The organism is Pseudomonas sp. B21-028 (genome assembly GCF_024749045.1).
In the GTDB taxonomy this organism is placed as follows: domain Bacteria; phylum Pseudomonadota; class Gammaproteobacteria; order Pseudomonadales; family Pseudomonadaceae; genus Aquipseudomonas.
Map to the genome: position 1 here is coordinate 5928985 of NZ_CP087184.1, position 13815 is coordinate 5942799.

12 protein-coding genes are annotated in these 13815 nt (G+C 62.5%); 8 read left to right on the forward strand and 4 right to left on the reverse strand.

Going from position 1 to position 13815, the window contains the following annotated elements; translation table 11 throughout:
• Positions 1–88: 88 nt before the first annotated feature.
• The 8 genes from LOY35_RS25810 to LOY35_RS25845 all read left to right on the forward strand — a co-directional run bounded on the left by LOY35_RS25810 (position 89) and on the right by LOY35_RS25845 (position 9375).
• Complete coding sequence (locus LOY35_RS25810; RefSeq protein WP_258628659.1) at positions 89–2029, forward strand: putative nucleotidyltransferase substrate binding domain-containing protein; 1941 nt, start codon at positions 89–91, stop codon at positions 2027–2029.
• Complete coding sequence (locus LOY35_RS25815; protein ID WP_258628661.1) at positions 2026–2733, forward strand: PolC-type DNA polymerase III; 708 nt, start codon at positions 2026–2028, stop codon at positions 2731–2733. The genes LOY35_RS25810 and LOY35_RS25815 overlap by 4 nt, the downstream gene beginning before the upstream one ends.
• Before the next feature lie 220 nt (positions 2734–2953).
• Positions 2954–3472: an RNA polymerase sigma factor gene (locus LOY35_RS25820; protein WP_144926501.1), complete on the forward strand. Its 519-nt coding sequence runs from the start codon at positions 2954–2956 to the stop codon at positions 3470–3472.
• On the forward strand, positions 3469–4443 hold the full coding sequence (locus LOY35_RS25825) for a FecR family protein (RefSeq protein WP_258628664.1): 975 nt from the start codon (positions 3469–3471) through the stop codon (positions 4441–4443). The genes LOY35_RS25820 and LOY35_RS25825 overlap by 4 nt, the downstream gene beginning before the upstream one ends.
• A gap of 250 nt (positions 4444–4693) precedes the next feature.
• Positions 4694–7132 (forward strand): TonB-dependent siderophore receptor, encoded by a 2439-nt coding sequence (locus LOY35_RS25830; protein WP_258628666.1) that lies wholly within the window; start codon positions 4694–4696, stop codon positions 7130–7132.
• A gap of 112 nt (positions 7133–7244) precedes the next feature.
• The gene (locus LOY35_RS25835) at positions 7245–8375 is read left to right on the forward strand and encodes a PepSY domain-containing protein (RefSeq protein WP_258628669.1); all 1131 of its coding nucleotides are present in this window, start codon (positions 7245–7247) and stop codon (positions 8373–8375) included.
• A complete protein-coding gene (locus LOY35_RS25840) occupies positions 8372–8551 on the forward strand; it encodes a hypothetical protein (RefSeq protein WP_258628671.1) in 180 nt (59 codons plus the stop codon). Before LOY35_RS25835 ends, LOY35_RS25840 begins: the two co-directional genes overlap by 4 nt.
• Positions 8552–8745: 194 nt before the next feature.
• A complete protein-coding gene (locus LOY35_RS25845) occupies positions 8746–9375 on the forward strand; it encodes a glutathione S-transferase (RefSeq protein ID WP_258628674.1) in 630 nt (209 codons plus the stop codon).
• A gap of 183 nt (positions 9376–9558) precedes the next feature.
• Here LOY35_RS25845 and creD read toward each other — a convergent pair whose 3' ends face one another.
• The 4 genes from creD to LOY35_RS25865 all read right to left on the reverse strand — a co-directional run bounded on the left by creD (position 9559) and on the right by LOY35_RS25865 (position 13815).
• The gene (gene creD / locus LOY35_RS25850; RefSeq protein ID WP_258628675.1) at positions 9559–10932 is read right to left on the reverse strand and encodes a cell envelope integrity protein CreD; all 1374 of its coding nucleotides are present in this window, start codon (positions 10930–10932) and stop codon (positions 9559–9561) included.
• Between the two features lie 202 nt (positions 10933–11134).
• Positions 11135–12553, reverse strand: coding sequence for a two-component system sensor histidine kinase CreC (creC, locus tag LOY35_RS25855; RefSeq protein ID WP_258628677.1), 1419 nt, complete (start codon positions 12551–12553; stop codon positions 11135–11137).
• Positions 12553–13239: a two-component system response regulator CreB gene (gene creB / locus LOY35_RS25860; protein WP_258628679.1), complete on the reverse strand. Its 687-nt coding sequence runs from the start codon at positions 13237–13239 to the stop codon at positions 12553–12555. The genes creC and creB overlap by 1 nt, the downstream gene beginning before the upstream one ends.
• Before the next feature lie 69 nt (positions 13240–13308).
• Positions 13309–13815: an ATP-dependent zinc protease gene (locus tag LOY35_RS25865; RefSeq protein ID WP_258628681.1), complete on the reverse strand. Its 507-nt coding sequence runs from the start codon at positions 13813–13815 to the stop codon at positions 13309–13311.

Sequence of the window (13815 nt, forward strand, 5' to 3'; positions counted from 1 at the left end):
AACCTAGACTTACGTCCAATGGGCACTCCTCCCTCAGAGGTCGACCATGGGACAGATCCGACCACAACAATTCAAAAAAGATTGCGCAATGGTTATGAAAAAAGCGGACGCCTTCATCCAGGCAGGGAAAACCGCGGTGTTGCAGAACATCCAGGGCACGTTGCAGTTCCTCCAGCGTTTCCCCCCGTTCAACCAAATGGAAAATGCTCACCTGGCCTATCTGGTGGAACAGTGCCTGCTGCGCTTCTACGCGCCGGGCGAAACCATCATCAAGCCGGCCGACGGCCCGGTGGAACACTTCTACATCGTCAAGCAGGGCCGGGTGGTGGGGGAGCGTCCGCACTCGGCCAAGGGTGGCACCGAGACCACTTTCGAAATCACCACCGGTGAATGCTTTCCCCTTGCCGCCTTGCTGGGGGAGCGGGCCACGCGCACCGAGCACCGGGCCGGCGAGGACACGTTCTGCCTGCAATTGAACAAACAGGCCTTCATCAAACTGTTTGCCTTATCCGGCCCGTTCCGCGATTTCGCCTTGCGCGGAGTCAGCAGCCTGCTCGATCAGGTCAACCAGCAGGTCCAGCAAAAATCCGCGCAGACCCTGGGCACCCAATATTCCCTGAATACACGGCTGGGTGAGCTGGCGATGCGTCATCCGGTGAGTTGCAGCCCTGACACGCCATTGCGTGAAGCCGTGAAGTTGATGCACGAGCAGCAGGTCGGCAGCATCGTGGTGGTGGATGAGCGCAAGGCGCCGGTGGGGATCTTTACCCTGCGCGACCTGCGACAGGTGGTGGCTGACGGCTCCGGGGACTTTTCCCAGGCCATCGCGGCGCACATGACCCAGGCCCCGTTTTTTCTCTCGCCGGATCACAGCGCCTTCGACGCGGCCATCGCCATGACCGAGCGTCACATTGCCCATGTCTGTCTGGTCAAGGAACAGCGCCTGTGTGGCGTGGTGTCGGAACGGGACCTGTTTTCCCTGCAGCGGGTTGACTTGGTGCACCTGGCCCGGACCATTCGCAGCGCCCCACGAGTGGAAAACCTGATGGCCCTGCGAGGCGAGATCGGCCAACTGGTGGAACGCATGCTGGCCCACGGCGCGTCGTCGACCCAGATCACCCACATCATCACCTTGCTCAACGACCACACGGTGAGCCGGGTCATCGAACTGACGCTGGCGGAGAAAGGCGACCCGGGGGTGCCGTTCAGTTGGTTGTGCTTTGGCAGTGAAGGCCGGCGCGAGCAAACCCTGCACACCGATCAAGACAACGGCATCCTGTTCGAGGCCCGCGACGCGGCCCATGCGGCGCAGATCCGCGGCCTGCTATTGCCCATCGCCCAACAGATCAACCAGAGCCTGGCGCTGTGCGGCTTCACGCTGTGCAAGGGCAATATCATGGCCGGCAACCCGGAACTGTGCCTGTCTCGCGCCGAATGGTCCCGACGTTTTGCCGCCTTCATCCGCGAAGCTACGCCGGAAAACCTGCTGGGCTCCAGCATCTATTTCGATCTGCGGGTGGTCTGGGGCGATGAGCAAGGTTGCGAACAGTTGCGTCGGCAGATTCTCGATCAGGTGGGCGATAACCGTCTGTTCCAGCGCATGCTGGCCGAGAACGCCTTGCGTCATCGCCCACCGGTCGGGCGTTTCAGGGATTTCGTGCTGAGCCGCAAAAACGGTGAGAAGGCCACCCTGGATTTGAAAGTGCAGGGCCTGACGCCCTTCGTCGACGGCGCCCGCCTGCTGGCGCTGGCCAATGGCATCGAGGCCAACAACACCCTGGAACGGCTACGGCGGTTGGTCGCCGGAGAAGTGATCGATCCCCTGGATGGAGCGGCCTATGAAGAGGCCTACCACTTCATCCAGCAAACCCGTATGCAGCAACACCAATTGCAGACCCGCGAGAACCTGCCCTACTCCAACCGTGTCGACCCCGACAGCCTCAATCACCTGGATCGGCGGATCCTGCGTGAGTCCCTGCGCCAGGCCCAACGCCTGCAAAGCAGCCTGACGCTGAGGTATCAACTGTGAACCTGTTTTCCTGGTTGCGCCCGGCCTCGCCGATGTTGTCGGATGCGTTGCAGCGACGCCTGGAAAATCTCTCGCCGCCATCGCCCCTGGATGAGCGCAACCTGCGGGAGCAGCGTTGGGTCGTGGTGGACCTGGAAACCACCGGCCTGAACCTGAACAAGGATCAGGTGCTGTCCATCGGTGCGGTGGTGATCGAAGACGGTGCCATCGACTTCAGCCAACAGTTCGAGCGCACCTTGCAATGCGAGAAGCAGAAGCTCGGGCCGAGCGTGTTGATCCATGGCCTGGCACCCAGCGCAATCGCCGCCGGCAGCGAGCCGGCCGAAGCACTGCTGGCGTTCATGGAGTTCGTCGGCGACAGTCCACTGCTGGCCTTCCACGCGCCCTTCGATGCCCACATGCTCGGCCGCGCCCTGAAGGAGCACCTGGGTTATCGCTTGCAACACACCTTCCTCGACGTAGCCGACCTGGCGCCGATGCTCTGCCCTCAGGCAGCGCTGCGCAAGGCGGGCCTGGACGACTGGATCACCGCTTTCAAGCTGCAAGTGGCCGATCGTCACAACGCCAGCGCCGACGCCCTGGCCACGGCCGAACTGGCGCTGATCCTGTTCAGTCGTGCCCGTCAGCAACAGATCCACAGCCCGCACGACCTGCAGCAATGTCTGGGTCAGTGGAAGCGGCGGCAGCAGGCGCCTTCTATTTAACGCTGCCCAGCATGGCTGGCCTGTGGGAGCAAGGCTTGCCCGCGATAGCATCACCCGGGATTGACAGCCGACCGAGTCGTCGGCATCGCGGGCAAGCCTTGCTCCCACAGAGTCACCTAAACCCACAGACAGTATCCCGACCAGCACCAATTGCATTCCCGCCCCCGCCTCTGCCACAATCGCGAACAATTCTCGTTACTTAAAACATCGGTGATGCTCCGTGTCGTCAGTCCCTGGCCCCCACAACGATCTGGTTGGTGCGTTGTACCGTGATCATCGCGGTTGGCTACTGGCCTGGTTGCGACGCAACGTGGCCTGTCCGCAACGGGCCGAGGATTTGAGCCAGGACACCTTCGTGCGCCTGCTGGGCCGTGATGAACTGACAGCACCCCGCGAGCCCCGCGCGTTCCTGGTGGCCATCGCCAAAGGTCTGCTGTTCGACTATTTCCGTCGGGCCGCCCTGGAGCAGGCTTACCTCACCGAACTGATGTTGATTCCCGAGGGCGAACAGCCGTCGCTGGAAGAACAGCAACTGATTCTCGAAGACCTCAGGCAGATCGATCGCCTTCTCGGCAAGCTGTCGAGCAAGGCTCGCGCCGCGTTCCTGTACAACCGGCTCGACGGCCTCGGCCACGCCGAGATCGCCAAGCGCCTGGGGGTTTCGGTGCCGCGGGTACGCCAGTATCTGGCCCAGGGCATCCGACAGTGCTACATCGCACTCTACGGGGAGCCGACATGAACCCGGCCCATTCCAAGCCGGTCTCGGCCAGCGTATTGGATGCCGCGATTGCCTGGCAGTTGTCACTGGATTCCGGCAGCGCCCAGGAACGCGAGGCGTTCGCCCGCTGGCACGCCGCCGATGAAGAACATGCCCGGGCCTGGCGGCAGTTGGGCATGCTCGACCAGCGCTTCAGCGTTGCCAACGGACCGGCGCGGGCCGCGCTGCTGCAATCGCGGGTCAGTATCCGTCGCCGGCTACGCAAGGTGGGTAGTGGCCTGGCCAGCATCGTCGCGGTCATCAGCCTGGCCTTGTTTGCCGGTGAACGTTACCTGCCGCTGGACTACTGGCTGGCCGACCAACGCACCGCCACCGGCGAGCAGCGCACTCTGCGCCTGGCCGACGGCACGCTGATCAACCTCAACACCCACAGCGCGCTGGACGTGCGTTTCGACGATAGACAACGGCGCATCGTTCTCCAGGAAGGTGAAATCCTGGTGGAGACCGGACACAACGACCCACGGCCGTTTATCGTCGAAACCCGCGAAGGCAGCTTGCGCGCCTTGGGCACCCGGTTCCTGGTCAAGCGCGAGGACAGCGGCACGCGCCTGAGCGTGTTGAAATCCGCCGTGGCCGCCCATCCACGGGCCACGGAGCAAGAACAGATCCTGCGCGAAGGCCAGCAGGCGCTGATGCGCCGCGACGGTCTTGGCCCCGCCCTGGCCCTGAGTCCCGGCGCCGATGCCTGGACCCGGGGCATGCTGGTGGTAGACAACGCTCGCCTAGAAGACCTGGTGCGTGAGCTGGGGCGCTATCGGCACGGCTACCTGGGCGTCGAGCCAGAAATCGCGGATTTGCGCATCACCGGCAGCTTCCCCCTGCATGACACCGACCTGGCCCTGAGCGCGCTGCTGCCGACCTTGCCGGTGCAGATCGAGCATCACACGCAGTGGTGGGTGGTAGTCGGGCCGAGGGGCCCGTCACAACCTTGATGGATGGGGTGTCAGCATTGACGCTTTCGCGAGCAAGCCCGCTCCCACAGAGAACTTGTGGCGTTCACGATGTTGTGGATCACTCAATCCATGTGGGAGCGGGCTTGCTCGCGAAGAGGCCATCTGACTCGACGCAGAAACCCAAACAGCCTCCAGATTGAATCTAAATTATTTTCATCTACCCCTATCACTTTTCGATTTTCATCCGGCATCCAGGCAATTGAGAAATATTTCCATTCAGGAGCCGCGTATGTCCCGCCCGCTAGACACCCTGTTGCGCCCCAGCCTGTTGGCCGTTGCGATCGTCCTTGCCGCCCCGTTGACCAGCGGCCCCCTTCTGGCGGCCGAGCAAACATCCGGCGTGCGCACCTATAGCCTGCCCGCTGCGTCACTGGCCAGCACCCTGAACCAGATCGCCAGCCAGGCCGGTCTCGCCCTGAGCCTGGACCCGGCGCTGGCCGCAGGCAAAACCTCGGCACCGGTCCAGGGCCAGTTCGATGCCCCGGGCGCATTGCGCGAAGCCTTGCGCGGCACCGGTCTGCAACTGCTGCAAAGCAGCACCGGCACCTACAGCCTGGTGGCTGTGCCCGAAGGTGTCATGGCCTTGCCGGAAACCAGCGTGATCGGCGCCGGCCTGAGCGAAAGCGCCTGGGGCCCGAGCGAGAGCTACGCGGCCACCCGCACCGCCGCCGGCACCAAGACCGATACACCGATCGTCGAGCTGCCGCGCTCGGTCTCGGTGGTGACGCGCCAGCAAATGGAAGATCGCTCGGTGCTCAACCTCAATGACGCCCTGCGCTACACCGCCGGGGTACAGAGCAGCGGCTACGGCTCGGACTCGCGTAATGACTGGCTGTTGGTACGCGGCTTCGTGCCGACCCAGTTCCTCGATGGCCTGCCGCTGCCCAGGGGCAACTACATCACACCGAAAATCGAGCCCTGGAACCTGGAGCGCATCGCCGTGCTGCGTGGCCCGGCATCGTCGGTCTACGGCCAGACGCCACCCGGTGGCATGCTCGACATGGTCAGCCGTCGCCCACAAGCCGAGAGCAGCCACGAAGTCGAGTTGCAGGCCGGCAGCTATGAACACAAGCAGATCAACTTCGACAGCACCGGCAAGATCGATGACGAAGGCCAGTTTATCTATCGGCTCAGCGGCACCGTGCGCAACAGCAATGCCCAGGTCGATCACATCCCGGACAAGCGCTACAACATCGCGCCGAGCCTGACCTGGAACATCAACGACGACACTCGCCTGACCTTCCTGTCCCAGTACACCCGCGACGACACCGGGATCACCGGGCAATTCCTGCCCTTGCAAGGCACCAAGCTGTCCTCGCCGGCCGGCAGGATCTCCCACCACAAGAACCTGGGCGATCCGGACTGGGAATTCTACGACCGCACCTATTACGCCCTCGGCTATGCCTTCGAACATCGCTTCAATGACACCTGGCAGTTCCGCCAGAACCTGCGCTACACCAAGAGCGACCTGGAATTCCAGGGCCTCACCGCCGGCGGGTCGTTCTTCCCGGCGGGCCCCGATCAAGCCGTGAGCGCCGACGGTACCGTCAAACGCAGTGCCGGTATCGTTGACGAAGACATCAGTCAGTTCGCCGTCGATAACAATTTCCAGGCGGACTTCCAGACCGGTGCCCTGAGCCATACGCTGTTGCTTGGCCTGGACCATCAGCGTTCCAACAGCAATTCACGTTGGAAATGGGGGTCCAGCGGCGTCCCGACCACCAACATCCACAACCCGATCTATGGACAGGATTTTTCCAACGTCCAGTACTTCGATATGTATGACTACAACCAGAAGACCCAGCAGAGCGGTCTCTACATTCAGGACCAGATGGCCCTGGACAACTGGCGCCTGACCCTCGGCGGTCGTGAGGACTGGATTCACACCGGCACCGTTTTCCACAACCAGAACGATGTCACCAACACCCAGCGCGACAAGAAATTCAGCGGTAACGCGGCATTGAGTTATGTCTTCGACAACGGCGTGACACCGTACATTTCCTTTGCCCAATCCTTCCAGGCAGCGGCCGGTACCAACGTCAACAGCACCGATGCGTTCAAACCGACCGAAGGCGAACAATACGAAGCCGGCATCAAGTACCAGCCACCCGGCACAAAAACCTTGCTGACGGCGGCAGTGTTCGACCTGACTCAGAAAAACAATTCCGTCACTGAAAACAGCATCACCCGCCAGGTCGGCGAGGTGCGGGTACGCGGCCTGGAACTGGAAGCCTCCGGCGACGTCACCGACAACCTGAAACTGATCGGTTCCTACACCTACAACGACAGCGAAATCACCAAGGGCACCGCTGCCGAAAAGGGCAAGCGCATGGCCCAGGTGCCACGCAACCAGGCTACCGCGTGGGCCGACTACACCTGGCACAACGGCCCGCTGGATGGCTTCGGTGTCGGCGCCGGTGTGCGTTACGTCGGCGATACCTATGGCAACACCACCAATACCGATTGGGGCCATGTCGGCTCCTACACCGTCTATGACGCATCGGCCCATTACGATCTGGGACGCGTGAGCAGTTCCCTCAAAGGCGTCTCGGTGGCGGTGGATGCGAAGAACATCTTCAACAAGGATTACCTCTCCACCTGCGACGGTTTCTATTGCTACTACGGTGACCAGCGCAACGTCGTCGCGAGCGTGAATTACAAATGGTGATCGGTTGGCCTTTGAGGGGCACTTGTGGCGAGGGGATTCATCCCCTCGCCACAATAACTCTTGAACTTGGGCCTAGTTACATCCGCATGAACCTTCAGCATCCGGACCCATCATGAAAAGCAGAACCATCCGTCGCTGGTCCTTCATCCACACCTGGAGCAGCCTGATCTGCACAGTATTCCTGCTGATGTTGGCGGTCACCGGGCTGCCACTGATTTTCCATCATGAAATCGAGCACTTGTTGGGCGATGCTCCCGAGTTCCGGGAAATGCCCGCCGACACTCCACAGCTGGACCTTCAGCAATTGGTGGAAAAAGCCAAGGCCCATCGACCGGGTGAAGTGGTGCAGTATTTCGGCTGGGACGAAGACGATCCCAACGGCGTCCTCACCATCATGGCACCGACGCCGGGCACCGAACCCAATGCCTCCCATACCTTCATGCTCGACGCCCGTACCGGTGCGGCCCTGGAGACGCCCGCGGCCAATGGCGGCTTCATGATGGTCATGCGGCGCCTGCACGTGGACATGTATGCCGGACTGCCTGGTAAATTATTGCTGGCATCGATGGGACTGCTGTTCGTGATCGCCATCATTTCCGGCGTGGTCCTGTACCTGCCGTTCATGCGGCGCTTGAAGTTCGCCACCGTCCGCCAGGACAAGTCGACCCGCCTGCGCTGGCTCGACCTGCACAACCTGATCGGCGTGGTCACCCTGGTCTGGGCGCTGACGGTGGGGGTCACCGGCGTGATTGCCGCGTGCGCCGAGCTGATCATTGCCGCCTGGCGCACCGACAGCCTCAGCACCATGGTCGAACCCTACCGCAACGCCCCGCCGCTGACCCGGTTGGCGCCGGCCACCCGCCTGCTCGACATCGCCAGAGAAGCCGCGCCGGGCATGGAACCGAGCTTTATCGCATTCCCCGGCACGCTGTTTTCCAGCCAGCACCACTATGGCGTGTTCATGAAAGGCAATTCCCACCTGACCTCCCACCTGCTGACACCGGTATTGATCGACGCCAGCACCCTGGATGTCACTGCCGTGGCCGAGCGGCCCTGGTACATGGACGTCATGAGCCTGTCGCTGCCGCTGCATTTCGGCGACTACGGCGGCAGGCCGATGCAGGTCTTCTGGGCGACCTTGGACGTGTTGACCATCATCGTCCTCGGCAGCGGCGTTTACCTGTGGGTGGTGCGGCGTCGAGCGCCCCGGCGCACGGCTGTCGACATGGAGACGGTCTCGTGAAGCCCCGCCAGGCAAGTTTCTGGAAGGTATTCGGCATGCCCGCAGCAATCGGCGCCCTTTGCGCAGCCGGGCTGTTCAGCGCCTTGCTCGGCGATGGCCCGTGGGATGCCGTGAGCTGGCTGGGGCTGGGCATCCCTTCTGCATTGGCGGTCTGGGGACTGGTCCCACGCCGCTGAGCCAGCGGACCGACTGATTACCCTTCAGCCAGCAGCCATACGATGACCACCTCCCCCAGGGTACCTACCTGAGCGTTGTATGCCCAGCCACGTGCCCCCAGAGTACAGACTGGGCCGCAGGGTCCGGTCACCTCTGCCTTGCGCCTTGATGAAGCGCTATGCTGCGCGACATCCTCCCTGATCGAGACGTTGCCATGTCCGTTCCCAGCATGACGCTGTTCCACAACCCCGCCTCGCCCTTCGTGCGCAAGGTCCTGGTGCTGTTGCACGAAACCGGCCAGCAGGACCGCGTCGCGTTGCAACTCAGCCAGCTCACGCCCGTCAAGCCGGACCAGAAGCTGATCGATGACAACCCGCTGAGCAAAATCCCGGCCCTGCGCCTGGCCAACGGCAGCGTGATCCACGACAGCCGTGTCATCCTCGATTACCTCGACCATCAGCATGTCGGCAACCCGCTGATCCCCCGTGACGGCGCGGCCCGCTGGCGGCGCCTGACCCTGGCCTCCCTGGCCGACGGAATCATGGACGCTGCGGTGATGATTCGCTATGAAATGGCCTTGCGCCCGGCGGAAAAGCACTGGGACGAATGGCTCGATGCCCAGCGGGACAAGATTCGCCGTGCCCTTGGCATGCTCGAAGCCGAGGCGATTGCCGAACTGGCCAGCCATTTTGACGTGGCGTCCATCAGCGTCGCCTGCGCCTTGGGTTACCTGGATCTGCGCCATCCCGACCTGGAATGGCGCAAGGCCCATCCGCAGCTGGCGGCGTGGTTTGCCGAGGTGAGCTTGCGGCCTTCAATGGTCGCTACCGTGCCCAGGATCTAGATCTTTCTCCAAATGTGATGGCCTCATCGCGAGCAGGCTCGCTCCCACAAAGGATAGCGCCGGACCTGTGGGAGCGAGCCTGCTCGCGATAGAAGCCCACCGGATCCAACGGAAACAACCCAGATACAAGCGCCACCAGCACTTCCCTCACCCGCCGGTCCTCCCGCAACCCCAGCGACCGGCTCATTTCACCTCTCCCAGATCGAAAGTCATCGCAGGCGCAGGCTTCGAACCGACCCCGTACCAGTCCAGTTTGCGGGTCAGCACCATGAACACACCCAACAGACCGAACAGCAACAGCGAGCCCATCAACAGTGCGTAGTCTTCGGCGCTCAACAGGCCGTAGAGCAAGGCATACAGCGCCGCCAACCCCGCCGAGAAGCCCAGGCCATGGTTCACGCTGCGCAGCACATGACAGACGTAGAACCCGATCAACAGTACACAGGCGCTGGCCGACAACAGATACGCCGAGGCAAAACCGATGTGCTCCGACAGTGACAGCAGCAACAGGTAGAAGAATGCCAGCGCCACGCCCACCAGGGCGTATTGGACCGGGTGCACCGCCAGGCTCTTGAGCACTTCGAACAGGAAGAAGCCGGCGAAGGTCAGGGCGATGAACAGCAGTGCATATTTGATCGCCCGGTCGCTCTTGAGGTACTGGTCCACCGGGTCGATGAAGCTCACGCCGAAGGCCCGGCTGCGAAATGTTTCACAGCCCTCGCTCGACACGCAGTTCTGCAGGGCTTCTTCAAGGTTGGTAGAGAAGAACGAAGTCTGCCAGTCGGCGCTGAAGCCCTTCTCGTTGATGTCGCGGCTGATGGGCAAGTAGTTGCCGATAAAACTCGGGTGCGGCCAGTCGGCGGTCAGGTGCACCTTGCTGGTCTTGCCCACCGGCAGAATCTGCAACTCACCGGTGCCTTGCAGGCTCAGGTCGAAACCGAAGGCCAGTTCGGCACTGTTCTGGGCGTTGACCATCGGCAGCGGCACATGCACCCCCTGCCCCAGCCAGCCAACCCGCGAGCCGGGCAGGAAATCCACTGTCTGCTGGTTGAGTTTCAGGGTCAGTGCATTCTCGATACCACGGATGTCGCTGATGCCCACGCTCAGATAGGGTTCGTCGAAGCGGTAATCGGCCAGATCCTTGGCAGCCAGGCCATAGCGCTCAGGCACCTTGAAGCGACCATCGATCCGGTTCTCGGCGTGGAACAGCCGCGCCTCATAAATGCCCCGGGCGCGGGTTTCGGTCCGGACCTGGCCGTCGAGTTCGAACTGCTCCGGCAGGAAATACAACTCACCGCTCTGCTCGACCGTTTCCAGGAAACGCACACCGGTCTTCTCGTTGGTATTCCAGACCCGCACGTTCTTGCGGAACGGCACCACGATCATCGGCCCGATGAGCTGCTGGCTATGGCTGGAACTGCTGGCGATCTCCTGCAATACACCGTCGCGCAGGGATTGGCGTTCGTCGATGAGGCCGTTGATCATCAACAGCGGGATCATCAGCAGGAGAATCAATAGGGCGATCATGCCCAGTTTTATGGCGAGACTGCGGTTCATGTGGGGCTCTCCCTGTTCGAATGGGGGAGAGTCTGCAAGTGCTGTATGGGATGTTTATGTGGGCAATGTGGAGATTGTGTGGAGACTAGAGAACCTGTGGGAGCGGGCCTGCTCGCGAAAGCGGTGTGTCATTGAGGATGATGTCGACGGGTTCACCGCATTCGCGAGCAGGCTCGCTCCCACAAAGGCTATGCGCCGAATTTCAGGGCAACCGCAGCACCACCTCTACCCCGCCCTCGACATTGCCGATGCCGAATTCGCCCTCATGCAGCTGCACCACTTCCTCCACGAAGTTGAGCCCCAAGCCGGTGCTCTTGCGGCCGCTGTCCGGGCGCGGCAGGGAATAGAAGCGCTCGCTCAGGCGCGGCAGGGCGTAGTCGGGAATCGGCTCGGCCTGGTTGAACAGGCGGATCTCGACACGGTTGCCACCGCGCCCGGCACTGACGCGCAACACCCCGTTGGCGGGGGTGAAATCCAGGGCATTGTCCAGCAGGTTGCCCAAGGCCTGGCGCAACAGGAACGCTTCGCCGGTCAGTGCCAGGTCGGCGGCGATGTGCCGCTCGACCCGAAGTTGCCGGCGCTCGATCCAGCCGCTGCGAGCCTCGAGCAGTTCATCCACAAGCCCCGCCAGCGGCACCGCGACCTGTTCTTCCAGGCCCTGGCGCTGTTCGACCTGGGCCAGGTTGAGCAGACGTTCGATCAATTGCTGCATGCGCACGCTTTCGCTGTCGATGTTGCTGACAAAGCGCTGGTGTTGCGCGGCGGGCATGTCGCTTTGCAACAGCTCGGCGGCGCCGCGAATCGCCGCCAGCGGGCTCTTGAGTTCGTGCGTCAGGGTGTGCACGTAGCGCTCGACGTAAGCCTTGCCTTCGAGCTGTGTGCGCATGTGCTCCAGGGCGTGCGCCAGTTGCTCGAACTCGCCACCGCGATAATGCGGCACTTCCACCCGTTGCCCCTGGCTGACGGCTTGGGCATAGGCGGTCAAGCGACGCAGCGCCGAGCTGAGCCACCACGACAGCAACGCCCCCAGCACCAGGCCGAGGCCGATCAAGCCGACGCCGTAGAGCAGCAGTCGCCGTTCCGTGCGGTCGATATAAGGCTGCAGCGAGCTGTTGGGCTTGGCCACGGTGACCACGCCGATGATCCGGCCGTTATCGCGGATCGGCGCACCGACGTGCATCACCGAAGAGTTCGGGTCATCCGCGATGCTACGGCTCGAGCGGGCGCCGTATTGGCCGCGCAGGGTCAGGTAGACGTCGTTCCAGCGCGAATAGTCCTGGCCCACGGCCTCACCGCTGGAGTCGAGTACCACGATACCCTTGACATCCGTGACGTAGATGCGATGGCTGACCCGGTTCTTCGGCAAGCCCCAGATCGTCGCCCCCGGCTGACGCTCGCCATAGGCCTTGAGCAACTGAGGCCAGCGATTGCGATTGAGGGTCCCGGCCTTGAAGTCGTCCCGCAGGATCTCGGCCATCAGGTTGGCCGTGTCCACCAGGGTTTCCTCGGTGGACTGGCGCACACCGGGACGGATCTGCTCGATCACCGTGCCCAGCACGAAATACCCGGTCAGGCCGATGAACAGCACATAGACCAGAAAAATGCGGATCCCCAACGGCATCAGCTGTGCCCCGGGCTGTAGCTGTAGCCGAGGCCGCGATGGGTCTGGATCGGTTCGGCCTCGGCCCTGACCAGGCGCAACTTGGCGCGCACGCTCTTGATATGGCTGTCGATGCTGCGCTCGTAGCCGGCATCGCTGGCCACGCCCAGGGCGTCGAGCAGTTGTTCGCGGCTGAATACCCGTTCGGGTTGCTCCAGCAGACAGTTCAGCAGGCGAAATTCGTGGCGGGTGAGGTTCAGCGGTTTGCCGCGATAATTGATCTGCACGCGATCGCTGTCCACCTGGAACAACGCCGTGCCCAGTTCCGTGGCCGGCCTTGGCGCTGGCGCTACCCGCTTGAGGATCGCCCGGACCCTGGCCGCCACCTCTCGGGGGCTGAAGGGTTTGACCACGTAATCATCGGCGCCGATCTCCAGCCCCACGATCCGGTCGATCTCACCATCCCGGGCTGTCAGAAAAATGACCGGAACGTCGCTGAAACGTCTGAGATTCTTGCAAGTCTCGAAACCACTGATATCCGGCAGCCCCACGTCGAGGATGATCAGGTCCGCGGGGGTGCTTTTCTGGTGTTCGAGCGCGGCGGCCCCCAGGCTCAACCAAGTGGTCTCGAAGCCCTCCCCTTGCAGGGCGAACACCAGCGTATCGGCGATGGCGGCTTCGTCTTCGACAATCAGAATATGAGGCATGTCTTGCGAGCCCGGCAGTAAAGTTGCCGGAACGGTGCCCCAAGCCTCGGGGCACGTCAATCGGGGAAATCAGCAGTCGGGCTTGTCCGCCGTGAAACGTCGGGCCGGGTTCACCGCCGCACCGAATTCGCGCAGTGCCTTGGCGCCGATCAACAACGGGTAATTGAAGCTGCTGCGGTCGGTCAGGTTGACCTCGACGGTACGCTTGACGTCACCCAGGCACAGCTCCAGGTCCACCACCGGGCGTTTGGTGGGGGCGATCTTTTCGTCCTCGTCCTCATCCTCCTCGGAACGGGTCTTGATCTTGCTGATACGCGCGATCTTGTGCTCGTAGACCTTGTTGCTCGCGTCCTTGGTCGCCAGGCGGAAGCGCACCCAGTCATCACCGTCGCGGGTAAACGTTTCAATGTCCTTGGCCGACAGCGAGGCGGTCAGAGCCCCGGTGTCCATCTTGGCCTTGAGCACTTCACCGCCGATTTCCGGCAGCGCGATGTATTCGTAGCGCCCATAAAGGGTCGGTTCGGCGGCCAGCACGGGAAGGGCCACCAGGGAAAACAGGGCGAGAAGGGATTTCAT

Coding starts and splice junctions, on each gene's coding strand:
- LOY35_RS25810 (WP_258628659.1), top strand. CDS start 89: ATGGTTATGAAAAAAGCGGACGCCTTCATCCAGGCAGGGAAAACCGCG.
- LOY35_RS25825 (WP_258628664.1), top strand. CDS start 3,469: ATGAACCCGGCCCATTCCAAGCCGGTCTCGGCCAGCGTATTGGATGCC.
- LOY35_RS25830 (WP_258628666.1), top strand. CDS start 4,694: ATGTCCCGCCCGCTAGACACCCTGTTGCGCCCCAGCCTGTTGGCCGTT.
- LOY35_RS25835 (WP_258628669.1), top strand. CDS start 7,245: ATGAAAAGCAGAACCATCCGTCGCTGGTCCTTCATCCACACCTGGAGC.
- LOY35_RS25845 (WP_258628674.1), top strand. CDS start 8,746: ATGTCCGTTCCCAGCATGACGCTGTTCCACAACCCCGCCTCGCCCTTC.
- creD (WP_258628675.1), bottom strand. CDS start 10,932: ATGAACCGCAGTCTCGCCATAAAACTGGGCATGATCGCCCTATTGATT.
- creC (WP_258628677.1), bottom strand. CDS start 12,553: ATGCCGTTGGGGATCCGCATTTTTCTGGTCTATGTGCTGTTCATCGGC.
- creB (WP_258628679.1), bottom strand. CDS start 13,239: ATGCCTCATATTCTGATTGTCGAAGACGAAGCCGCCATCGCCGATACG.
- LOY35_RS25865 (WP_258628681.1), bottom strand. CDS start 13,815: ATGAAATCCCTTCTCGCCCTGTTTTCCCTGGTGGCCCTTCCCGTGCTG.